The sequence below is a fragment of the Polynucleobacter sp. 86C-FISCH genome, assembly GCF_018882415.1.
Classification (GTDB): Bacteria; Pseudomonadota; Gammaproteobacteria; order Burkholderiales; family Burkholderiaceae; genus Polynucleobacter.
The window spans coordinates 697,112-718,160 of the sequence record NZ_JACVOL010000001.1 but is presented as its reverse complement, the minus strand read 5'-3'; the positions used below and the strand labels follow the sequence as shown (position 1 = coordinate 718,160).

The following is a 21,049-nucleotide window of genomic DNA, read 5'->3' as shown; positions in this document are numbered from 1 at the left end:
AAATCTCAGTCAGATTTTTTATTGGTTTGTCGCGCAAGCAGGATATGAATTTGTCTTGGGTCGGCTCGCTGCACCTCAAATTCAATACCGTCGATTTCAATAAGCTCGCCCATCTTAGGTACGCGGCCAAGATGTTGAATAACTAAACCAGCCACTGTCTCGATATCTTCAAGCTCGAAGTGGGTGCCTAGTGCTTTATTAAATTGCTCAAGCTCCGTAATGCCTTTGACGCGAATGTCGCCGTTATCTAGGGCGATGAGATTATCTGCCTCTTCATCAACATCATGCTCATCTTCAATATCACCGACGATTTGCTCAAGGACGTCCTCGATCGTAATAATTCCTGCTACGCCGCTATATTCATCAACCACAATCGCTAAGTGATTGCGATTATCTTTAAAGTCGCGCAATAAAACGCTAAGACGTTTTGATTCTGGAATAAAGACAGCGGGACGCAACCAGTCTCGCACTTGAAAATCTTTTTCTGTGGCGTGACGCAATAAATCTTTAGCTAGCAAAATGCCGATGACATTATCTCGACTACCTTCAAATACTGGAAAGCGGGAGTGTGCTGCTTCGATCACATTCTTAATAATCTCAGGAAGCGCCTGACCGATATCGATCCAATCAATCTGGGCGCGCGGTACAAGAATGTCGCGTGCGGATAATTGACCTACTTGAAAGACGCCTTCAATCATTGAGAGGGCGTCTGCATCTATTAGGCCCTCAGCTTGTGCCTCGCGAAGGGTTTCAATCAGTTCTTGACGGCGTTCGCCAGGCTCCGTTGGCTGAGGGGTTAAAAAATCAGCTAAACGATCTAAAAGGGATTTATTGGGGTCAGGCATATAGCAAGAATAGCGTAGAAATAAGTCAAATTACTGATAAGGGTTGGCAAAGCCCATTTTTTGGAGAGTCTGGATTTCCAGCGTTTCCATTTTCTTAGCATCTTTTGCGGCCTCGTGATCGTAGCCTTGGGCATGAAGGCAGCCGTGCACAATTAAATGCGCCAAATGGGCCTTCAGTAATTTATCTTGCTCTTTTGCTTCCTTCTGTAATACGGGGAGACAGAAAATGATATCTGCTACCAATTCATTTTTTGAAAGCTCGTAAGGAAAAGTGAGCACATTGGTTGCGTAATCTTTTTGGCGATAAGCTAGGTTTAACTTTTTGCCTTCAGTGGCATTGACAAATCGAAGTGTCATCAGGCCGCCAAGAGGCGTTGCACTTTTAACCCATTTTTTTATTAAAGCGGGCGAAGCGATTTTGCTAAGAGTAGATTCAATTGCAGTACTAGCGTATTGCAAGTCAATTTTCAGCTTTGGCGGATTGACTATGTTCTTAGCTGACATTTACTTCTACCAATTCGCCCCTAAGGGTGTAGTTAAGGACTTCGGTGATGCGTATGTCTACGATCTGACCAATGAGGCTCTCAATATCTTGATCTGGTGCTGCGAAATGAATGACACGATTATTTTCGGCACGTCCTTGTAAGTTAATACCGTCTTTGGCAAGACCTTCGATCAGCACTCGCTCAGTATTACCCAACATTTTTTGGCTAATTTGATTTGCCTGACCTTCAACAAGAGCTAATAATGTTTGAAGGCGCTTCAGCTTGACTTCGTAAGGCGTGTCATCGTGTAAATTCGCGGCTGGTGTGCCTGGACGCGGGCTGAAGATAAAACAAAAACTATTATCAAAATTTAATTCTTTGACCATCTTGAGTAACTTCTCAAAGTCCGCTTCAGTCTCACCCGGAAAGCCCACAATGAAGTCACTCGATAGAGTGAGGTCAGGACGAACTGCACGCATTTTGCGAATGATGCTTTTGAACTCTAATGCTGTGTAGCCACGTTTCATGGCTGACAACATAGCATCAGATCCATGTTGGACAGGGAGGTGTAAGTGGCTTACAAGCTTAGGAACTTTTGCGTAGACGTCAATAAGACGCTGTGTAAATTCTTTAGGGTGGCTAGTAGTAAATCGAATTCGTTCAACCCCGGGAATTTCAGCGATGTATTCTATGAGAAGAGCAAAGTCAGCGATCTCTTCGGTATCACCCATCTTGCCTAAATAGGCATTCACATTTTGACCTAGCAGGACGATTTCTTTCACGCCCTTACTGGCAAGACCCGCTACTTCCGTGAGTACATCGTCAAAAGGCCTAGAAACTTCTTCGCCGCGTGTGTAAGGTACAACGCAATAACTGCAGTATTTAGAGCAGCCTTCCATGATGGATACATAGGCTGAGCCACGAGTTTGTCGTGATGCCGGAAGATGATCAAACTTTTCAATTTCTGGAAATGAAATATCTACTTGAGAGATACCTGTTTTACGTCTTTCTGCAATGAGATCAGATAAGCGATGCAATGTTTGCGGGCCAAAGACCACGTCAACATATGGTGCGCGACTGACAATTTGCTGACCTTCTTGACTTGCTACGCAGCCACCAACACCAATCAATAGATTGGGTTTTGTTTTCTTAAGTTCGCGAAGTCGGCCTAAGTCCGAAAAGACTTTGTCTTCAGCTTTTTCTCGAATAGAACAAGTATTGAGTAGGAAAACATCGGCATCTTCCGGCCGATCTGTCATGACCATGCCTTCATCGGCATGCAATAGGTCGGCCATCTTGCCCGAGTCATACTCGTTCATTTGACAGCCGAAGGTTTTGATGTAGAGCTTTTTCATATGCCGTTCTCAGGTTTATAGCTGGGGGCGAAGCTCAGATTTTACTGCCTAAGTCTTGTCGAGGCCTCAGATGAGTCGATAAGCCAAGATGGCCACAATTGTGGGTGGAATGGCGGCGATCAACAAATAGAGCGCCGAAACCGCGCCATTTGGGAAGTGCTGTCGCAGGATAGCAATGCCGGCTGGGTTGGGTGCATTGGCAATTACGGTTAGACCTCCACCCGCCACTGCACCTCCTACCAAAGCAAGCTTGAATTCTGGCGATGTTCCGGTGACCAATGAGCCTAAATAGGTGAGCGCTGCATTATCAGTAAAGGCAGTGAGAACTAGGCTGCCATAGAACACCGCAGTAGGGCTCATCATTTCAAGAATGGGTTGTAGCCACCAGCCTTGTAGTGAGCCTAGCACGACTAAGCCGCCCAAGAAGAAGCCGACCAGCAAAGCTTCTTTCAGAATTAATGGGCTTTGATGTTTTGGATAAGCAGTGGTGTAGCCGATAAAGAACAACAGAATCCAAGTAAAAATAATCGGGTCATGTGCAAATATCACCACACCACACAAGAAGAGTAGGTGCATCAAAATTACGGCCAATGGAATTTTGACTTCTTTCTTATCTGCATCTGGCTCAATCAGTTGGCGATGAAATAAAAGCGTGACTGCTAGAGCGTTAATAAAAATGGCTATACAGGACTCAATGCCAAAGTTGGCAAACATAAATGCTGAGCTCCACCCCCAAGTTGAGGCCACCATCAGTACTGGTGGCGCAGCAAAGTTGGTGAGTGTCCCACCGATGGAGATGTTGACGAAGAGAACTCCAAGCGTTCCAAACAGGAGGGCTGTTGAGCATTTATGGCGATAGACCAAATCACGCAGCAGAAAGGCTGCCAGGGTCATCGCGGCTGGCTCGGTGATGACTGAGCCTAGAAGAGGGGTAATCGCCAGAGTTAGAAAATATAAAGCGGGAGCACTTCTGATGCGTAAGAGATATTGCAATGCCGTAGCTAAAGTATGCAAAATTTTCGTCGCAAAATACAAAATAGGTTTTGTGCCAGCGACAATCATGATGGCAAATACAAAGAGTGGTTCAGTGAAATTACGTTTGTTTAAAAACTCTTTAGCAGTAGCTAGACCATCATTCAAAGAGATAAAGATAACCAAGATGGCGGCCCAAAAGCCAAAAACGATTTCTACTTCACCAAGAAGGTGCCAAAGCCCTGCGTGCCGCGGAGATTTTTTGGCGATAGATTCAAAATAACCAGTACAAAAAGTATGCAAAACTGCAATTGTAAAAATAATGCTTGCGCCAAGTTCTGTCGGGGTAAAGTTCATAGCAGAATGGTAGCAGGTACTTAATAAAAATGAGGCATTGTTAATTTAGGAGATTTTGGTGAAATTAAAGATTGGATATCAAGAGCTCATTCAGAGTGCGATGACTGAAATCGAGACTCTGCCTCTGGAAAAAGCGCAGCAACTATTAACAGACCCCAATGTGGTGTTTGTGGATATTCGTGATGTTCGTGAATTGGAGCGAGAAGGCATGATTCCTAATGCTTTTCATGCCCCCAGAGGAATGTTGGAGTTCTGGGTTGATCCCGATAGCCCTTATTACAAGCCAATTTTCGGTGAAGGTAAGCAGCTTGTTTTGTACTGCGCCTCCGCTTGGCGTTCAGCTCTATCCACTCAAACGCTAAAGAGAATGGGCGTGCCAAATATTTGTCATTTGGAGGGCGGTTTTAGTGCGTGGAAGAAAGCACAATTACCAACGGTGGAAAAAGCAAGCAAACCCCATTCCGGTTAAAGTCATCTTTAATCGTGTTCAGGTATCAATTATTTTTTTAGGATATTTATGAGAAAAGTCGTGTCACAGTTTGGCGATGGTCCACTTCAGCAAAAATTGACTGCTGGTGATTTACATTTCTTATCAGATGCGGAAGTCTCTAAAGGTGGCGAGGGAACTGGACCTAGTCCTCATGAGTATCTTGGTGCTGCATTGGCTGCTTGCACATCAATGACTTTGAAAATGTATTCCGGTCGCAAAGCAATGAATTTAGAGAACGCCATTGTGACTGTAGATATCGAGCGAATAGATGATGTTGAAATCTTTTCTCGCGAAATTCAATTGCAGGGAAATTTAAGTCCAGAAGAAAAAGAGCGCTTGCTAGAGATCGCTGATAAGTGCCCAATTCATAAAGCGCTGGCTGGGCAGATCCAAATAAAAACCCAGCTAGTAAATTAATACAAGCTGGGTTGTTTTGCTGCATCCAGGCCGCAACGGCTCTGGATATAAAGCTTAGTTGGACGACTTAATTAGGCGCCTTAGCTGGCTGGTTATTTTTTCCAGCGTTATAGCCAGAGTTGTATTCAGCTGCTTGATCTTTCTTGTAAGCGTCGTATACATAACCAGAAGCTGCGCCAACAGCTGCACCACCAACTGCGCCCCAGATAGGGTTGCCGTGGAAGATTGCAGTGCCAACAGCGCCAGCTGCTGCGCCAATGCCTGCGCCTGAGAGTGTGCGTTGTTCAGTATTGCTCATGTTTGAGCAACCAACGATTGCTAAAGTTGCTGCGGTAATTGCGATAATTTTTTTCATCTCAACTGATCCTTTAAAAATGTATTAGTTTGGCTAAGTCGCTGGAATTATTTTCTGGCGCAAGGGAAGCGTGAAGCTAAGAAGCCTAAGAAAACACCTGCTGCTGGTTTGTCGCCAACTTGCGGGTTGCTTTGTGCAAACTTTACAAAATCACCAATCACTTCATCGCGTGCTGGAGCTGGTTGCTTAACGCAAATAAATGGCTTTGCACGTTGTGGATGACGAGTGGCTAAATAGGTTTCATAAACAGAAGTTGTGAAGCCAATGCAAAAACTACGTGATTCTGGGCTTGCAGGGAGTTTGCAAACATTAGCGAGTTCTTGTGTGCTTAAAACTTTGATGGTTTCTTGTGCTTGTGCAAAGCCTGAAAAAGAGGCTAAAGCAGCCAATGCAATGAGGAATTTCTTCATGGGTTCTCCCTTAGGTGTATGTAAAAACGATAATAAACCATAAATACCGCAATTCATGCACTAATAGGGTGCAACTCGCACTTCTTTGGACTTTTTTATTCCCCATAATGATGCAAAAAATAAGAGGGGAAATTTCATGGAAACTTTGAAAACAGGTAGTGATGCTTTATTCATCTTGCTTGGTGCAATCATGGTTCTTGCCATGCATGCAGGCTTTGCATTCTTAGAGCTGGGAACCGTACGCAAGAAGAACCAGGTAAATGCTTTGGTCAAAATCTTGGTGGACTTTGCAGTCTCAACCATCGCGTATTTCTTCATTGGTTACAGCATCGCTTATGGTGTGAACTTTTTCTCTGGTGCAGAGTTGCTCGCTGAGAAGAATGGTTATGAGTTAGTGAAGTTTTTCTTCTTGCTTACCTTTGCTGCAGCTATTCCAGCAATCATTTCAGGTGGTATTGCAGAGCGCGCTAAATTTAATCCTCAGCTGATTGCTACTTTTGTCTTGGTGGGTTTTATTTACCCCTTCTTCGAAGGTATTGCCTGGAATCAACATTACGGTATTCAGGCTTGGATTAAAGGTTTAACAGGTGAAGAGTTCCATGACTTTGCTGGTTCAGTTGTAGTGCATGCCGTTGGTGGTTGGATTGCTTTACCAGCCGTTATTCTTTTAGGCGCTCGCCGTGGCCGCTATACAAAAGAAGGTCAAATTTCTGCTCATCCCCCATCAAGCATTCCTTTCTTGGCTTTAGGCGCTTGGATTTTGGCGGTAGGTTGGTTTGGCTTTAACGTGATGAGCGCGCAAACAATCGACAAGATCAGTGGCTTGGTTGCAATGAACTCCTTAATGGCGATGGTTGGTGGCACATTGGCCGCTTGGGTAGTTGGTCGTAATGATCCAGGCTTTACCTATAACGGTCCTCTCGCTGGCTTGGTAGCAGTTTGTGCAGGCTCAGATTTAATGCATCCCCTTGGCGCTTTATTTGTTGGTTTGGTTGCTGGTGGACTGTTTGTATATATGTTTACCTTGGTACAAAACCGCTGGAAGTTGGATGATGTTCTCGGTGTTTGGCCATTACACGGCTTGTGCGGTTTGTGGGGAGGTCTAGCCGCAGGTATTTTTGGTACCAAAGCTTTTGGTGGTCTCGGCGGTATCACTTTTACCGGGCAGCTGATTGGTAGCGCCTTAGGTGTAGGTATCGCTCTGATCGGTGGTTTTGTTGTGTACGGAGCCCTGAAGGCGACCTTAGGTATTCGCATGTCTCAAGAAGAGGAATTTGAAGGTGCTGATTTAAGTGTGCATCGCATTTCTTCATCACCAGATCGTGAACCTAACTGGTAATTGATTTTTAGTGCAAGGCTGTTCATCTATAGCCTGATTCATACCTATAATGAGTCATGGCTATATTTGAACTAGACGGAAATGCCCCTCATTTAGCTGAGGGCGCTTGGGTTGCTGAGAGTGCAGAAGTGATCGGCAAAGTAGAGCTTCATCAAGATGCAAGCATCTGGCCCAAAGTCGTGATCCGAGGCGATAACGACCTCATTCAAATTGGCGCAGGTAGTAATGTGCAAGACGCATCTGTATTGCATACCGATCCTGGCTATCCACTCATTATTGGTAAGGGTGTCACCGTTGGACATCAAGTGATGCTGCACGGTTGTCAGATTGGCGACGGCAGTTTGATTGGCATTGGCGCAGTAATTTTGAATGGCGCCAAGATTGGTAAAAATTGCTTAGTGGGTGCTGGTGCTCTCGTTACCGAAGGAAAAGAATTTCCGGATGGCTCTATGATTTTAGGAACGCCAGCAAAAGCGGTGAGAGAGCTAACTACGGAGCAAATAGCGGGGATTCACGACATCGCTGGACGTTACGTGAAAAATGCACAGCGTTATATCAAGACGCTGAAAAAGATTGCCTAACCCCCTCAATAAATTTTGCTCTACGTATTTAATGTAGTTCTACCTGTTTTCTTACTCATACTGATTGGGTATGTTGGTGGGCGCGCTGGTAAGTTAGGCATCAATGCCTCTACTGAGTTAAACCGGTTTGTTGTTTGGCTGGCTTTGCCTGCGCAACTCTTTAACTTCGCCGCCAATAGCGGATGGCAAACACTGTGGCAGCCTGGCTTTATCACTGCATTTTTCCTGAGTTGCTTAATTGTTTTTGCCTTAGTGCTTTTAGTGAGCTGGATACGTCATCGAGACTTAGCTGCCGCCAGCTTTGATGGGCTCAGTGCTTCTTATTCAAATACTGGATACATGGGCATTCCATTGTGCGCACTTGCTCTTGGTCAAGATGGGCTGGCTCCGGCCATTATTTCAACTTTTATTGTGTTCGTGATGTTTGCCCTGGCAACAGTATTGATTGAGGTTGGCATCTTGTCACATAAGAAGTCGCATGAGATTGTCTTAAGCGTTATTAAATCCTTGTGCACCAATCCATTACTTATAGCTCCAGTCGCCGGTTTGATATGGGCTTCTAGTGAATGGACTTTGTATGATCCGGTTGCCCAAGTGATTTCATTTTTAGCTGCCGCTTCTACGCCATGCGCTTTAGTTTCAATTGGTTTGTTTCTCATCCAAAAAAGTACTGCTGCTCGAGGAAGAGCATGGGGTATTAGTTTGGCAAAGTTAATTCTGCAACCCTTAATTGCGTGGACTATTGCGAGTCCGATTTTGGGCTTGCCTGATTTATGGGCAAGCGCAATTGTGATTTTGAGCGCCTTGCCCACTGGCACCGGGCCTTTTATGTTGGCTCAGTATTACAAAGCTGATGGCAGCATTATTTCTAGAGTGGTATTGATTACTACGGTGAGCTCTTTGCTGACGCTCTCATTATTTCTGTGGTGGAGCAACGGGGTTTGACCCTTCAGCATCGATTTGCTTTTCCCAGGATGCATCAATAAAAGCGGGCAACTTCATACACTCATGAAAAATCCTCATGAGTGTGGGGTAGGGTTCCACATCTACTTTTGCACTGAGTGCATTAAATAGCTGAGGCACTAAGCAGATATCAATTAAGCCCGGATTATCGCCGTAGGCAAACCTTCCAACCCTAGAGTCATTGCTCAATTGTTTTTCAATGCTCTCTAGCCCAACTTTGACCCAGTGCTGGTACCACTCATCTTTAGCTTCATTATTAATGCCGAGTTTTTTGATGAGGTAGCGGAGTACGCGAACGTTATTAATTGGGTGAATATCGCTGGTGATATCCATTGCAATAGATCGCACCCAAGCTCGATCAATAGCAAGTTTGGGGAGAAGAGTTGGCTCAGGCTGAACTTCTTCAAGGTACTCAATAATTGCTAAGGATTGGTGAATACTTTTCTGCCCATCTTCAAATAAAGGTACTAAGCGATTGGGATTTTTGCTGCTATATACCTCCCCCATTTGCTCGCCACCATTTTTACTGAGGTGGATTGGAATAATTTCGTAGTCCATACCCTTAAGATTGAGGGCGATACGTACCCGATAGGCTGCAGAGCTACGCCAAAAGCTGTATAGCTTGGGGGTCATATCGATGCCTTATCGGAGTTCATGGCTAACAGTATATTCAGAAAGGTCATTCAAGTTAGCGCGCAAGCAAAGTGCTTTAGACTCTTTGTTATGGAAGAGATTAATTTCTGGATCGGCATTATTGCAACCATGGCCTTTGCGGTCACGGGGGTTTTGGCCATTGCAGATCGTGGTGTCGACCTCTTTGGTGTATTAGTGTTGGGTTTAATTACTGCCATCGGTGGAGGCACTATTCGCGACATTATTTTGGAAGTTCCCACTTTCTGGTCGGACAATCAAATATATGTATGGCTTGCCTTAGGCGCAAGCGTACTGACATTTTTCGCAGAATCGTTTTTTACCCAACCGCAAATTTATCGTTGGATGTTGTACATCGATGGTTTTGGTGCCGCGCTATTTGCAATTCAGGGTGCGGATAAAGCGTGGAATATGAATTTTGGTTTGCCAGTTGCGCCTGTCATCTTAGGGGTAATCACCGCGATCGGTGGTGGCCTATTGCGTGATGTGCTTGCCGGCAGAAAAACGCTAATCATGTCGCATGAGCTTTATGCAATTCCGGTGACCTTGGGTTGCGTTGCTTATGTTTTGGTGCTGAACTTCTTGCCACAGTATGTGGTTGAAGGTTCTGTGATTTGTATGCTCGGAATTTTTGGGCTACGCGCAGCCGCTATTTATTGGGATCTGCGCGTGCCTAAAATGTTTATTACTAAAACGCGCTAACCGCACCATCGCTGCGAGGATCCCATCCCCCTCGCAAAGTACCTGATGGGTCACGAATAATGCAACCCGCATGCCCCACGGTTTCATCAAACGCATCGAGCATTTCTATCTCATGACCTAGGGCATGCAGTTCTTTTGCAACCCAAGGACTAAAGCGAGACTCGAGTTTTAAGCTATCGCTCGTTTGGCCCCAAGTGCGACCAAGCAACCAGCGTGGACGACTAATGGCATCTTGTGGGTCTAAGCCGTAAGTGGCAGTGCGAGTAAAGACTGCGCATTGAGTTTGCGGTTGACCATCACCACCCATCGTTCCATAAACCATCGAACGACCATCTTTGAATAAAGCCATCGCCGGGTTCAAAGTATGGAAAGGTTTTCTGTAGGGCTCAAGGTGATTCAGTGTATTGGGATCAAGCGAAAAACTGCAGCCACGGTTTTGCCAGTTCACACCAGATTTAGGTAGCACAATGCCTGCGCCAAACTCGTGATAAATGCTTTGAATGAATGAGACGCAATTGCCATCACCATCAATCACGCCCATCCAAATCGTATCGGCCGGTCCTTTGCCTTGGCCCCAAGGTAAAGCTTTGTTGGGATCAATATTCTTAGCAAGTTTTTTTAAGAATGCAGGCGATAAGAAAGACTGTGCATTTTTTGTCATGTACGCAGGATCAGTGACAAATTGATCGCGAATCTTAAACGCCTGTTTAGTAGCCTCAACACAGTGATGCACATACTCAGCACTGTCGACCTTAAAGCGTTTTAAGTTCAGCTGATCCAAGATCCCGATGATCATTAATGACACAACACCTTGAGTAGGTGGAATCATGTTGTACACCTTGCCCAGGCTATGTTTGAGTTCAAGGGGATCAATGAGTTTGGCGTGATGACGATGCAAGTCATCGAGACGCAATGGACTGCCAACGTCGGTTAACTCTTTTGCAAGAAGTTCAGCAAGATCACCGCGGTAATAATCGTCCGTTCCCTTAGTGGCAATTTGACGCAAGGTTTTAGCTAGACGTTCTTGTTTAAAGATGCTGCCAACTGCTGGTGCTTTGCCATCTACTAAGAAAGTTTTAGCAAACCCAGGAATGGAACTGAGTTCTTCCCGCTTCTTTGCAGTCAAGCTTGATTGACTATAAGTAACGGGTACACCTGCTTCTGCGTAATGAATGGCATCAGCCAATAAGCGAGACAGGGGAATCTTCCCGCCCAATCCTTGTTTGGAGAGTTTGTGAGCAGCACCCCAGCCAGAGATAGTTCCGGCAACCGTATTTGCAGCAACGGGCCCTCTAAAAGGAATGGCTTTAGTAATACCTCGCTCCGCATACCATTGCTTGGTAGCTAAACCAGCTGCAGCACCGCAAGCATCGATGCCACCCATAGCCTTGCCAGGTGAGTGAACGACCCAAAATGAGTCGCCACCTATTGAGTTCATATGGGGATAGACAACTGCAATCGTTGCGGCTGCAGCCACCATGGCTTCTAGTGCGTTGCCGCCTTCCCGAAGGACTGCTAAAGCTGATTCAGATGCAAGGGAATGTGGCGCTACCGCCATTCCTCGAATTCCCCATTTTTGTTGCATGGTTATTGTGTCTCCAATATATAAACTTCTGCCTTTGCATTAGACGCTAGGCTAGTACATGTTGTGAAATTGCCTCTAGTTTCCTGATTTCTCGGGAAAACCCCGATCCTATTTGATGGGGAATTACCCTAACTAGTGGATTTCTTTGAATTTTTTCAAAGCATAATCGACCCGTTGTTTTTTTATTTAATAAAAATAGTTAGGAGCTACTGATGTCAACATCAACTAAAGCAGCCCCAATGACCCCTGAAGAGCGCAAAGTTATTTTTGCATCCTCATTAGGTACAGTCTTTGAGTGGTACGACTTTTATCTTTACGGTTCTTTGGCTGCCGTTATCGCCAAGCAGTTCTTCTCAGGCTTAGATGCTGGCTCTGCCTTCATTTTCGCTTTGTTAGCGTTTGCTGCTGGTTTCATCGTGCGTCCATTCGGCGCGTTGGTGTTCGGTCGCTTAGGCGATTTGATCGGACGTAAATATACGTTCTTGGTCACCATCCTGTTAATGGGTGGCGCAACCTTCATCGTAGGTATTCTGCCTAACTACGCAACTATCGGTGTTGCTGCTCCAGTTATCTTGATCGCATTGCGTATGCTTCAAGGTTTGGCTTTGGGCGGTGAGTACGGTGGTGCTGCTACTTATGTTGCAGAACATGCTCCTCACGGTCGTCGTGGTGCATACACAGCTTGGATTCAAACAACTGCTACTTTAGGTTTGTTCCTCTCCTTGCTCGTGATTTTGTTCACACGTGAATTCACTGGTCCAGACTTTGATGTTTGGGGCTGGCGTATTCCTTTCATCGCTTCTATCGCATTGTTGGCGATCTCTGTATGGATTCGTTTGTCCATGAATGAGTCTCCAGCTTTCAAGAAGATGAAAGAAGAAGGCAAATTATCAAAAGCTCCTTTGTCCGAGTCTTTCGGTCAATGGAAGAACTTGAAGATTGTTATCTTGGCATTGTTTGGTCTGGTTGCAGGTCAAGCGGTGGTTTGGTACACAGGTCAGTTCTACGCTTTGTTCTACCTCACACAAGTGTTGAAGGTAGATGCTAAGACTGCGAACTTGTTGATTGCTGCTTCATTGGTAATCGGCACACCGTTCTTCGTAGTATTTGGTGCATGGTCTGACAAGATCGGCCGTAAAGTGATCATCATGGGCGGCTTGCTCTTGGCAATCATTACTTACATCCCAAATACACCAGTTTCCGTATTTAATGCTTTGACCCACTTTGCTAACCCAGCGTTGGAAAAGGCAATGGCAACTTCACCAGCAACTATTACTGCTGACGTGAACGAATGTACATTCCAGTTCAACCCAACAGGTACAGCGAAGTTCACAAGTTCTTGCGATATCGCAAAACAAGTGATGGCGTCTAACTCTGCAAGCTATACAACTATCCCTGGCCCAGCCGGTGGTACAGCTGTTGTGAAGATCGGTGATACAGAAATCACTGGTTACTCAGCTAAAGGTATGGCTCCAGCAGATTTGAAAGCTAAAGATGCTGAGTTCAAGAAGCAAATTCGTGATGCGTTGAATGCTGCTGGCTACCCAGCTAAAGCTGATTCCTCACAAATTAACTACGTAGCTGTATTGGCTTTGTTGGTGTTCTTGGTGATCTTGGTAACCATGGTTTATGGCCCAATCGCTGCGATGCTTGTTGAGATGTTCCCAACTCGCATTCGTTACACCTCTATGTCATTGCCATACCATATCGGTAACGGTTGGTTCGGTGGCTTGTTGCCAACGATCTCCTTCGCCTTGGTTGCGCAAAACGGTAACATTTACTACGGTCTCTGGTACCCAATCATCATCGCTGCGATGACATTGGTAATCGGTACACTGTTTGTTAAAGAAACCAAAGACGTAGATATCTACGCACGTGACTAAGCTTCTTTAGTCTGTAACAAATAAAAAACCCGATCAGAAATGGTCGGGTTTTTTTATTCCCACAAATCTTTTTGATTGCGATTGTTTAAGAGCTTTTGATTTTGTTGGGCGATAGAGGTTTCTCTTGGACCTGGGATGAGTTCAATGTGAGCGCCAGCAGCAAGCGCCCCGGTTTTGATCACCCGCAAATACCAGCCACTAAAGCCTGATTGCAGCATTGCCTTTGCGGCGCCTTTATAGCGCATGGCAGCATTAAATTTAAAGCAGGGTTCACGTAGTTTGACGACTGCAAATTCCAATTCCCCAATCTGCAGTCGATCACCAACAAACACCTCTGTTTCTAACAGGCCTTCTATTGTGAAATTTTCGCCAATAGCCCCGTGCTCCAAATAAACAGGCTGTTTAGTCTCACGAGTCAGTAGTTCGTTCCAAAACGCGTAGTGTTCTGCCGGATAAACATAGATGACTTTTTCAATACCACCGTGTACTGATAAGTCTGCCTGCTCATCACCTTTAACGCCAAGGGCAGTAATGTCGACGGTAGCGGGATTGTCTAAAGCGCTCACCGCTTTCTTGCGAATTGCCGAGGCAACGGATTTGTAGTCGGGGTGATGGTTGCCAAATAGAGGCATGACTTTGCCGGCGGAGATCGTGAGAAGGCGCATAAGTAAGAATGACTGATAAGATCAAGTTATCTATTGAAGAAGGTAAATGATGCACTTTTATAAGCTTGTTGCCACTCTATTTCTGAGTCTACTCATCAGTCAAGCAGCTTTTGCTAAATGGGATGAAGAACGCGATACGACTACCAACGGCAAGGAAGAGCTGGTCTATTACTACAAGACGAACGAGCAAGGACAAAAGCTCGTATTAGATAAGTATGTGAAACGCCTCATTTTTATACGCCCTGATAGGTTATATAAACGCTCTATCAAACAAATCAAGATCGATGGGGTGGTGGTGGATGTTACTAGCGATCCTTTTTCTCGCTACCCAGAGCAAACGGCAATTGTTTTTGACAATAAGGATGAAGTGCTAAAAAAGCTCTTTTTAGCAAAGAAAATTGAATTTAATGTCTTGTATGGTCGCGACCAAGCTGAGAGCGTTTTCCTCATTAAATAATTCGCTAATGCCTTTTCTAGGTGTAATGTTGCTGTAATGTATCAATTAAAAGATGGTGAAGTCTGTTTATTTAGGGAGCTAGGTAATGTCAGTTAAAAATGATGATCTGTTAAATCGCCGCAATGCAATCAAGCTTGGCGTTGCTTCACTTTCGTTGACGGGTATTGCAGTAGGCGCTCAAGCTCATAAAGGGGCGGATGCAATAGCAACCCCATTTTCTGTACCTCAAACATTGATACCGATTGCAGGCGGTAATGCAGAATTTCCGGTGCGTCGCATTTATTGCATCGGAAGAAATTATGCGGCGCATGCTCGCGAGATGGGGTCAGACCCAACGCGTGAACCACCATTCTTTTTTCAAAAACCGACAGATGCTATTCAGTTTGTGGCGCCAAACAAGATAATTGATCATCCTTATCCATCACTAACTAAAAACTATCACTATGAGGTTGAGTTGGTTGCAGCCCTAAACAAGGGTGGTAAAAATATCCCTGTTGAAAAAGCGCTTGAGCGTGTGTTCGGTTATGCCTTAGGTCTTGATATGACGCGTCGCGATTTGCAGCGCTTCATGGGCGACCAGAAGAAGCCTTGGGAAATTGGTAAATCATTTGATCACTCTGCACCGATTGGACCAATTTTCCCAGTGAATCAAGTGGGGCATTTCACCAAGGGAACAATTTCACTTTCGGTCAATGGCGTTACAAAGCAAAGAGCCAACTTAGATCAAATGATTTGGTCTGTTGCAGAGCAGATTTCGAAGCTTTCAGAAGCAAATGAATTATTCCCCGGGGATATTATTTACTCGGGAACGCCTGAGAATGTCGGCCCAGTTGTGCGCGGGGACATCGTTCGTTGCAGTATCGATAATTTGCCGGATTTGGTGATAAAGATCGTCTGATTTGCCTAAATATTGAGTCCAAGGTGAGTTCATTGAGCATTTTGGTCAAATAAGCTAAAATCTCACCTTCGGCGAATTAGCTCAGCTGGTTAGAGCGACGGAATCATAATCCGCAGGTCCGGGGTTCAAATCCCTGATTCGCCACCAAATCTAAAGGCCATTGCCCCTCGGCAGTGGCCTTTTTCTTAGGGTGCTGGATATGGCTAAATTTTGGAACTTTGTTATTTTCCAGCTTGGTTGGTTTGCCTGCGTGCTGGGCGCGGCCAATAAACAGGTGCTTTGGGCGGTTGTTGGCACTCTGGCCTATATTGTTTTCCACGCCTGGCGCTCACCTTCCCCAAAAACAGAAATTAACCTTTTATTCAAAGCTTTTGTCTTTGGGTTGGTGGCGGACACCCTCATCATGCATTTAGGTTATCTGGATTTTCAGGATGATTGGCCATCGCCTTTCTTATCACCCCTATGGATGTGGGTTTTGTGGGTTTTGGTGGCAACCACCATCAATGGTTCCTTGACTTGGTTGCGAGGCAGACCTGTTTTAGGGGCTGTATTAGGCGGTATTGCAGGCCCAATGTCCTATGAGGCTGGTATCCGGATGGGTGCTGGAGGATGGGGTTCAGGCGGTCAAATCACTGGATTTATCCTCGTTGGGGTGGTCTGGGCTATAGCTATTCCCCTCTTTTTCTACTGGGATCGAGCCAATCAAACCCAGCTTAGTAAAAAATCCGTAAATTCGCTTTAAAAGTCGCTTGCAAATACTACTGTTTTTATATACAGTAACTCCTAAGTTGTTACACAGTAGATAAACTTCGGGAAAAAGCCCAGTACATAGTGAAAAGGGAATAAAAAATGGCCTTGGATAACAAAAAACAATCAGCCTCTTCAGAATTTGAAGGAATGAGCGGGGACAAACAGAAAGCATTAACTGCAGCGCTGGCACAAATTGAGAAACAGTTTGGCAAAGGTTCAATCATGAGATTGGGCGATGCCGAAATTAGTCAAGATATTCAGGTAGTTTCTAGCGGTTCACTCGGATTAGATATCGCTCTTGGAGTTGGTGGTCTTGCGCGTGGGCGCGTAATTGAAATTTACGGTCCAGAATCTTCAGGCAAAACAACACTCACATTGCATGCAATTGCAGAAATGCAAAAGCTTGGCGGCACTTGTGCATTTATTGATGCGGAACATGCTCTTGATGTGCAGTACGCATCACGCCTCGGTGTTGATGTAAATAATTTGTTGATCTCTCAACCAGATACTGGCGAGCAAGCTTTAGAAATTGCTGATGCATTAGTCCGTTCAGGTTCGATTGATCTAATCGTGATCGACTCAGTTGCTGCCTTAGTTCCAAGGGCTGAGATCGAAGGCGATATGGGCGATTCCTTGCCGGGTTTGCAGGCACGCTTGATGAGCCAAGCTTTGCGTAAGTTGACTGGTGCGATCAAGCGTACCAACACCACTGTGATCTTCATTAACCAGATTCGTATGAAGATTGGTGTGATGTTTGGTTCACCAGAAACAACTACTGGCGGTAACGCTTTGAAGTTCTATGCCTCTATGCGTTTAGATATTCGCCGCATCGGTAGCATCAAAAAAGGCGATGAGGTTGTTGGTAACGAAACTCGCGTTAAGGTTGTGAAGAACAAAGTTTCTCCTCCATTCCGTGAAGCCATTTTTGACATCATGTACGGCGCTGGTATTTCTAGAGAAGGCGAAATCATTGATATGGGTGTTGAGGCTGACCTCGTTGAAAAGTCAGGTTCTTGGTATAGCTACAACGGTGATCGTATTGGTCAAGGTAAGGACAATGTGCGCGAGTTCTTAAAAGAGAACCCAGCCATTGCTCAAGATATTGAGAAAAAGATTCGTGAGAAGCTTGGCGTGAAAGCTGGTTCAGCAGTAGTGACTGATGTGCTGGCTGAGGAAGAAGAAGTCGAATAATCGCGTTGAATAACTCAATGTCAGAGTCAAGTAGCAATAAAAAGCCTAAACAAAGCCCGAGTCTCAAAGCTCGGGCTTTGCGCCTTTTATCGCAGCGAGAATACAGCCGCAAGGGTTTAGCCGCCAAATTGGCTGAATCTGAGGCTAGGTGGGGTAAGTTAGGTGGAGATCAGGTAGAACAAACCCCGGAATCTAGAAATACCCAGATTGAAGCGGTTTTGGATGATTTTGAGGCTCGCGGCTGGTTGTCTGACGAGCGTTTTGCTGAGGCCTTGGTTCGCCGCCGCAGTGAGCGGTACGGCATGAGAAAGATTGCCGACGAGCTCGAAAGGGCGGGGGTAGATTCTAAGCAGTCAGCCAAATTACTGGGAGTCTTAAAAGAGACCGAATTCCAGCGCGCTTATGACCTTTGGATGCGCAAATATGGCCAGCGTGCGACTGAACAAAAGGAACGCGCCAGACAGTACCGATTCCTAGCTTCCAAGGGGTTTGGGTCCGATATTGTGGCCAAGGTCATAGGCGGTCAAACCCCTGATTAGGGCAATTACGGATCGAAAAACGCTATTTGCGGCGTTGCAGCATGATAGACTTATGGAGTCGGTCAAGCCGTTCGCATTTATTCAAATTTGGCAAATATAGCCAGCTTCTAGAGTAAGTATGAGATTGTGGCGACATCGGTTTTACTAATCCTCATCGCTTGCTAAAAAAGATACCGTTTCGGAGTAATTATGAAAATTCACGAGTACCAAGGCAAAGAACTTCTTCGCCAATTTAATGTGCCTGTTCCTAATGGCATTCCTGCATTTAGTGTTGATGAGGCAGTGAAAGCTGCTGAAAAATTAGGTGGCCCAGTATGGGTTGTAAAAGCACAGATTCATGCTGGTGGTCGCGGTAAAGGCGGCGGCGTGAAATTGGCTAGAAGCATGGACGAAGTAAAGAAATATGCTTCTGAAATTTTGGGCATGCAGCTCAAGACGCATCAAACTGGACCAGAAGGTCAAAAAGTAAATCGTCTCTTAATCGAAGATGGCGCTGATATTAAAAAAGAGTACTACTTCAGTATCGTTACAGACCGCGGCACGCAAAAGAATGTGATCATGGCTTCTAGCGAAGGCGGTATGGATATTGAGGAAGTTGCAGAATCTCATCCAGAAAAAATTATTAAAGTATTTGTTGATCCGATGGTTGGTTTGACAGATGCTGATTGCGATATCGTTGCTAAAGGTATTGGCGTTCCTGAAGCGTCTATTCCAATGGCACGCGACGTATTCAAAAACCTTTACAAGACTTACTGGGATACGGATGCATCATTGGTTGAAATCAACCCATTAATCCTTGAGGGCAACGGCAAAATCAAGGCTTTGGATGCCAAGTTCAACTTTGATCCAAACGCATTGTTCCGTCATCCAGAGATCGTTGCTTATCGCGATATCGATGAAGAAGATGCTGCTGAAATTGAAGCTTCAAAATTTGACCTTGCTTACATTTCTTTAGATGGCAATATCGGCTGTTTAGTGAACGGTGCAGGCTTGGCGATGGCCACAATGGATACCATTAAATTGTTCGGTGGCGAGCCAGCGAACTTCTTGGACGTTGGCGGCGGTGCTACAGCAGAAAAAGTAACTGAAGCATTCAAGATCATGTTGAAGAACAAGAGTGTTGAAGCTATTTTGGTAAACATCTTCGGCGGCATTATGCGTTGTGACGTGATCGCTGACGGTGTTGTTACTGCATGTAAAGCAGTAAACCTCACAGTACCTTTGGTTGTGCGTATGAAGGGCACTAACGAAGAGTTGGGCAAGAAGATTCTTGCAGACTCTGGTTTGCCAATTATTAGCGCCGATTCAATGGCTGAAGCTGCTACTAAGGTAGTTGCTGCTGTTGCCAAAAACAAATAATCCAGGAATTTCAATATGTCTATTTTGATCAATAAAAACACCAAAGTCATTACACAAGGTATTACTGGTAAGACAGGTCAGTTCCATACTGAAAAATGTCAGGAATACGCAAACGGTAAAAACTGTTTTGTTGCCGGTGTAAATCCTAAAAAAGCTGGCGAGTCCATTTTTAATATTCCTATTTATGGGACTGTTAAAGAGGCTGCACAGCAAACTGGTGCAACTACTTCTGTTATCTATGTTCCGCCTCCTGGCGCGGCTGCTGCGATTTGGGAAGCGGTTGAGGCTGACCTCGACTTCGTTATCTGTATTACTGAAGGCATTCCAGTGCGTGACATGCTTGAAGTGCGTAACAAGATGCATGCAAAAGAAGCTGCTGGCGGCAAGAAGACTTTGTTGCTCGGCCCTAACTGCCCAGGCATTATCACTCCAGATGAACTCAAGATCGGCATCATGCCTGGTCATATTCATAAGAAAGGCCGCATTGGTGTTGTTAGCCGTTCCGGTACATTGACTTATGAAGCAGTTGGTCAGTTGACAGCAATTGGTTTAGGCCAGTCCACAGCAGTAGGTATTGGTGGCGACCCAATTAATGGCTTGAAGCACATCGACATCATGAGAATGTTCAATGAGGATCCAGAGACTGATGCTGTGATCATGATTGGTGAAATCGGCGGTCCAGATGAAGCTGAAGCAGCCCGCTGGTGCAAAGACAATATGAAGAAGCCAGTAGTTGGCTTTATTGCCGGCGTTACAGCGCCTCCAGGCAAGCGTATGGGTCACGCAGGCGCGTTGATTTCTGGCGGTGCTGATACTGCAGATGCCAAGCTTGCCGTTATGGAAGAGTGTGGCTTCAAAGTAACAAAGAACCCATCAGAAATGGCTGCTTTATTGAAAGCCATGTTGTAATTAGTGTTTAGGAAAAGGGTGCTGCTAAAACAGCATCCTTTTTTGTAGTACCCAGTAGTTAAAAATAAAATAAAACATAAGAGAAACGTAGGAGACACCATGGATTTATCAGCATTTTCTGACGCTACCTTTTGGGCGGCGCTTTTATCAATCGTTGTTGCAAATATTTTGTTATCTGGCGATAACGCAGTTGTGATCGCTTTAGCATCACGTAATTTGCCACCAGCACAACAAAAGAAAGCAATTTTCTGGGGTAGTGCTGCCGCAATTATTTTGCGTGTCGTGCTTACCATTACAGCAGTAGCATTGCTTACTTTGCCGTACTTAAAAATTGTTGGTGGCTTGTTATTGCTTTACATCGGTATTCAGCTTTTATCTGATAGCGGTGGTGAAGAGCATATGGAAGCCAAGACCAGCATCTGGGCCGCTATTCGCACGATCTTGATCGCCGACTTAGTAATGAGCTTGGATAACGTATTGGCAGTTGCAGCAGCAGCACAAAAAGGTCCAGAAGAGACTCGTCTCCTCTTGTTGATCATTGGCTTGGGAATGTCTATTCCATTGATCATTTTTGGTAGCGCTATGTTGCTGAAGGTGATGGAGCGTTTCCCAATCATCATTACTTTGGGCGCCGGACTTTTGGGTCTGTTGGCTGGTGGAATGTTGGTTGATGATCCCGCTATCAAAGACAGCATTCAGGCTGCTTTAGGTGATGCCAAACTTGCATTTGAAGTAATTGGCGTCGTTATCGTGATTTTAGTAGGCACTTATCTGAAGAAAAGGAATGCTGCAAAAGCGCATTGATTTTCTTACAGTTGAATCAGAAAAGCCGGCCTTCAAAGCCGGCTTTTTTATTAGTAGCTTCCTTGTGAGCATGGGGCGTAGACTGGA

General features: G+C 45.2%; 24 protein-coding genes and 1 tRNA gene. 16 read left to right on the top strand and 9 right to left on the bottom strand.

What is annotated here, in order from left to right:
- Nucleotides 1–5: 5 nt before the first annotated feature.
- The 4 genes from ICN10_RS03465 to ICN10_RS03450 form a co-directional block, all read right to left on the bottom strand.
- Nucleotides 6–845 carry an HlyC/CorC family transporter gene (locus ICN10_RS03465; protein ID WP_216212642.1) on the bottom strand — a complete coding sequence of 280 codons (840 nt, stop codon included), beginning with the start codon at nt 843–845 and terminating at the stop codon, nt 6–8.
- Nucleotides 846–875: 30 nt separating this feature from the next.
- Nucleotides 876–1,349, bottom strand: coding sequence for an rRNA maturation RNase YbeY (ybeY, locus tag ICN10_RS03460; RefSeq protein ID WP_216212640.1), 474 nt, complete (start codon nt 1,347–1,349; stop codon nt 876–878).
- Nucleotides 1,339–2,685 (bottom strand): tRNA (N6-isopentenyl adenosine(37)-C2)-methylthiotransferase MiaB, encoded by a 1,347-nt coding sequence (miaB, locus tag ICN10_RS03455; protein ID WP_216212636.1) that lies wholly within the window; start codon nt 2,683–2,685, stop codon nt 1,339–1,341. The genes ybeY and miaB overlap by 11 nt, the downstream gene beginning before the upstream one ends.
- Before the next feature lie 66 nt (nt 2,686–2,751).
- Entirely contained in the window at nt 2,752–4,014 is a 1,263-nt protein-coding gene (locus ICN10_RS03450) for a putative Na+/H+ antiporter (RefSeq protein WP_216212634.1), read from the bottom strand.
- A 58-nt stretch (nt 4,015–4,072) separates the two neighbouring features.
- On the opposite strand from ICN10_RS03450, the gene ICN10_RS03445 reads away from it, so the two are divergent.
- Complete coding sequence (locus tag ICN10_RS03445; RefSeq protein WP_216212632.1) at nt 4,073–4,483, top strand: rhodanese-like domain-containing protein; 411 nt, start codon at nt 4,073–4,075, stop codon at nt 4,481–4,483.
- Nucleotides 4,484–4,531: 48 nt separating this feature from the next.
- Nucleotides 4,532–4,921, top strand: a complete 390-nt coding sequence (locus ICN10_RS03440; RefSeq protein ID WP_216212629.1) for an OsmC family protein — start codon at nt 4,532–4,534, stop codon at nt 4,919–4,921.
- A 67-nt stretch (nt 4,922–4,988) separates the two neighbouring features.
- On the opposite strand, the gene ICN10_RS03435 is transcribed toward ICN10_RS03440, so the two are convergent.
- Both ICN10_RS03435 and ICN10_RS03430 read right to left on the bottom strand, forming a co-directional pair.
- A complete protein-coding gene (locus ICN10_RS03435; RefSeq protein ID WP_216212626.1) occupies nt 4,989–5,276 on the bottom strand; it encodes a glycine zipper domain-containing protein in 288 nt (95 codons plus the stop codon).
- Between the two features lie 47 nt (nt 5,277–5,323).
- The gene (locus tag ICN10_RS03430; RefSeq protein WP_215347957.1) at nt 5,324–5,686 is read right to left on the bottom strand and encodes a Rap1a/Tai family immunity protein; all 363 of its coding nucleotides are present in this window, start codon (nt 5,684–5,686) and stop codon (nt 5,324–5,326) included.
- A gap of 136 nt (nt 5,687–5,822) precedes the next feature.
- Here ICN10_RS03430 and ICN10_RS03425 point away from each other — a divergent pair, with 136 nt between their 5' ends.
- Genes ICN10_RS03425 through ICN10_RS03415 form a run of 3 tightly spaced genes read left to right on the top strand, consistent with a single transcriptional unit; the run spans nt 5,823 to nt 8,551 of the window.
- Nucleotides 5,823–7,025, top strand: coding sequence for an ammonium transporter (locus ICN10_RS03425; RefSeq protein WP_216212616.1), 1,203 nt, complete (start codon nt 5,823–5,825; stop codon nt 7,023–7,025).
- Between the two features lie 56 nt (nt 7,026–7,081).
- Nucleotides 7,082–7,606 carry a gamma carbonic anhydrase family protein gene (locus tag ICN10_RS03420; protein ID WP_216212613.1) on the top strand — a complete coding sequence of 175 codons (525 nt, stop codon included), beginning with the start codon at nt 7,082–7,084 and terminating at the stop codon, nt 7,604–7,606.
- A gap of 15 nt (nt 7,607–7,621) precedes the next feature.
- A complete protein-coding gene (locus ICN10_RS03415) occupies nt 7,622–8,551 on the top strand; it encodes an AEC family transporter (RefSeq protein WP_216212609.1) in 930 nt (309 codons plus the stop codon).
- Here ICN10_RS03415 and maiA read toward each other — a convergent pair.
- The gene (maiA, locus tag ICN10_RS03410; RefSeq protein WP_216212607.1) at nt 8,522–9,202 is read right to left on the bottom strand and encodes a maleylacetoacetate isomerase; all 681 of its coding nucleotides are present in this window, start codon (nt 9,200–9,202) and stop codon (nt 8,522–8,524) included. The two genes, ICN10_RS03415 and maiA, sit on opposite strands and share 30 nt — an antisense overlap.
- Nucleotides 9,203–9,223: 21 nt before the next feature.
- Here maiA and ICN10_RS03405 point away from each other — a divergent pair, with 21 nt between their 5' ends.
- On the top strand, nt 9,224–9,922 hold the full coding sequence (locus ICN10_RS03405) for a trimeric intracellular cation channel family protein (protein WP_255536793.1): 699 nt from the start codon (nt 9,224–9,226) through the stop codon (nt 9,920–9,922).
- Here the strand turns inward: ICN10_RS03405 and ggt are convergent.
- On the bottom strand, nt 9,909–11,507 hold the full coding sequence (gene ggt, locus ICN10_RS03400) for a gamma-glutamyltransferase (protein WP_216212604.1): 1,599 nt from the start codon (nt 11,505–11,507) through the stop codon (nt 9,909–9,911). The genes ICN10_RS03405 and ggt overlap by 14 nt on opposite strands.
- Before the next feature lie 212 nt (nt 11,508–11,719).
- Here ggt and ICN10_RS03395 point away from each other — a divergent pair, with 212 nt between their 5' ends.
- Nucleotides 11,720–13,390: an MFS transporter gene (locus tag ICN10_RS03395; protein ID WP_216212601.1), complete on the top strand. Its 1,671-nt coding sequence runs from the start codon at nt 11,720–11,722 to the stop codon at nt 13,388–13,390.
- 53 nt (nt 13,391–13,443) lie between these two features.
- Here the strand turns inward: ICN10_RS03395 and ICN10_RS03390 are convergent, their stop codons facing one another.
- The gene (locus tag ICN10_RS03390) at nt 13,444–14,055 is read right to left on the bottom strand and encodes an MOSC domain-containing protein (protein WP_216212598.1); all 612 of its coding nucleotides are present in this window, start codon (nt 14,053–14,055) and stop codon (nt 13,444–13,446) included.
- 46 nt (nt 14,056–14,101) lie between these two features.
- On the opposite strand from ICN10_RS03390, the gene ICN10_RS03385 reads away from it, so the two are divergent.
- The 9 genes from ICN10_RS03385 (at nt 14,102) to ICN10_RS03345 (ending at nt 20,962) form a co-directional block, all read left to right on the top strand.
- Entirely contained in the window at nt 14,102–14,512 is a 411-nt protein-coding gene (locus ICN10_RS03385) for a hypothetical protein (protein WP_216212595.1), read from the top strand.
- A gap of 85 nt (nt 14,513–14,597) precedes the next feature.
- Nucleotides 14,598–15,410: a fumarylacetoacetate hydrolase family protein gene (locus ICN10_RS03380; RefSeq protein ID WP_216212593.1), complete on the top strand. Its 813-nt coding sequence runs from the start codon at nt 14,598–14,600 to the stop codon at nt 15,408–15,410.
- 70 nt (nt 15,411–15,480) lie between these two features.
- Nucleotides 15,481–15,557: transfer RNA gene (locus ICN10_RS03375), tRNA-Met, on the top strand.
- Nucleotides 15,558–15,609: 52 nt separating this feature from the next.
- Nucleotides 15,610–16,152, top strand: a complete 543-nt coding sequence (locus ICN10_RS03370; protein ID WP_216212589.1) for a DUF2878 domain-containing protein — start codon at nt 15,610–15,612, stop codon at nt 16,150–16,152.
- 113 nt (nt 16,153–16,265) lie between these two features.
- Entirely contained in the window at nt 16,266–17,351 is a 1,086-nt protein-coding gene (gene recA / locus ICN10_RS03365) for a recombinase RecA (protein WP_370626215.1), read from the top strand.
- A 17-nt stretch (nt 17,352–17,368) separates the two neighbouring features.
- Nucleotides 17,369–17,890 (top strand): recombination regulator RecX, encoded by a 522-nt coding sequence (gene recX / locus ICN10_RS03360; RefSeq protein ID WP_216212582.1) that lies wholly within the window; start codon nt 17,369–17,371, stop codon nt 17,888–17,890.
- Between the two features lie 189 nt (nt 17,891–18,079).
- Entirely contained in the window at nt 18,080–19,249 is a 1,170-nt protein-coding gene (gene sucC, locus ICN10_RS03355) for an ADP-forming succinate--CoA ligase subunit beta (RefSeq protein WP_011903667.1), read from the top strand.
- 15 nt (nt 19,250–19,264) lie between these two features.
- Nucleotides 19,265–20,158, top strand: coding sequence for a succinate--CoA ligase subunit alpha (gene sucD, locus ICN10_RS03350; protein WP_072582760.1), 894 nt, complete (start codon nt 19,265–19,267; stop codon nt 20,156–20,158).
- A 99-nt stretch (nt 20,159–20,257) separates the two neighbouring features.
- The gene (locus ICN10_RS03345; RefSeq protein ID WP_216212579.1) at nt 20,258–20,962 is read left to right on the top strand and encodes a TerC family protein; all 705 of its coding nucleotides are present in this window, start codon (nt 20,258–20,260) and stop codon (nt 20,960–20,962) included.
- The last annotated feature ends 87 nt before the right edge of the window (nt 20,963–21,049 follow it).

Excerpts from the sequence above, each read along its gene's own strand:
- ICN10_RS03465 (WP_216212642.1), bottom strand. The coding sequence starts at position 845 with ATGCCTGACCCCAATAAATCCCTTTTAGATCGTTTAGCTGATTTTTTA.
- ybeY (WP_216212640.1), bottom strand. The coding sequence starts at position 1,349 with ATGTCAGCTAAGAACATAGTCAATCCGCCAAAGCTGAAAATTGACTTG.
- miaB (WP_216212636.1), bottom strand. The coding sequence starts at position 2,685 with ATGAAAAAGCTCTACATCAAAACCTTCGGCTGTCAAATGAACGAGTAT.
- ICN10_RS03450 (WP_216212634.1), bottom strand. The coding sequence starts at position 4,014 with ATGAACTTTACCCCGACAGAACTTGGCGCAAGCATTATTTTTACAATT.
- ICN10_RS03440 (WP_216212629.1), top strand. The coding sequence starts at position 4,532 with ATGAGAAAAGTCGTGTCACAGTTTGGCGATGGTCCACTTCAGCAAAAA.
- ICN10_RS03435 (WP_216212626.1), bottom strand. The coding sequence starts at position 5,276 with ATGAAAAAAATTATCGCAATTACCGCAGCAACTTTAGCAATCGTTGGT.
- ICN10_RS03430 (WP_215347957.1), bottom strand. The coding sequence starts at position 5,686 with ATGAAGAAATTCCTCATTGCATTGGCTGCTTTAGCCTCTTTTTCAGGC.
- ICN10_RS03425 (WP_216212616.1), top strand. The coding sequence starts at position 5,823 with ATGGAAACTTTGAAAACAGGTAGTGATGCTTTATTCATCTTGCTTGGT.
- ICN10_RS03420 (WP_216212613.1), top strand. The coding sequence starts at position 7,082 with ATGGCTATATTTGAACTAGACGGAAATGCCCCTCATTTAGCTGAGGGC.
- maiA (WP_216212607.1), bottom strand. The coding sequence starts at position 9,202 with ATGACCCCCAAGCTATACAGCTTTTGGCGTAGCTCTGCAGCCTATCGG.
- ICN10_RS03405 (WP_255536793.1), top strand. The coding sequence starts at position 9,224 with ATGGCTAACAGTATATTCAGAAAGGTCATTCAAGTTAGCGCGCAAGCA.
- ggt (WP_216212604.1), bottom strand. The coding sequence starts at position 11,507 with ATGCAACAAAAATGGGGAATTCGAGGAATGGCGGTAGCGCCACATTCC.
- ICN10_RS03395 (WP_216212601.1), top strand. The coding sequence starts at position 11,720 with ATGTCAACATCAACTAAAGCAGCCCCAATGACCCCTGAAGAGCGCAAA.
- ICN10_RS03390 (WP_216212598.1), bottom strand. The coding sequence starts at position 14,055 with ATGCGCCTTCTCACGATCTCCGCCGGCAAAGTCATGCCTCTATTTGGC.
- ICN10_RS03385 (WP_216212595.1), top strand. The coding sequence starts at position 14,102 with ATGATGCACTTTTATAAGCTTGTTGCCACTCTATTTCTGAGTCTACTC.
- ICN10_RS03380 (WP_216212593.1), top strand. The coding sequence starts at position 14,598 with ATGTCAGTTAAAAATGATGATCTGTTAAATCGCCGCAATGCAATCAAG.
- ICN10_RS03370 (WP_216212589.1), top strand. The coding sequence starts at position 15,610 with ATGGCTAAATTTTGGAACTTTGTTATTTTCCAGCTTGGTTGGTTTGCC.
- recX (WP_216212582.1), top strand. The coding sequence starts at position 17,369 with ATGTCAGAGTCAAGTAGCAATAAAAAGCCTAAACAAAGCCCGAGTCTC.
- sucC (WP_011903667.1), top strand. The coding sequence starts at position 18,080 with ATGAAAATTCACGAGTACCAAGGCAAAGAACTTCTTCGCCAATTTAAT.
- sucD (WP_072582760.1), top strand. The coding sequence starts at position 19,265 with ATGTCTATTTTGATCAATAAAAACACCAAAGTCATTACACAAGGTATT.
- ICN10_RS03345 (WP_216212579.1), top strand. The coding sequence starts at position 20,258 with ATGGATTTATCAGCATTTTCTGACGCTACCTTTTGGGCGGCGCTTTTA.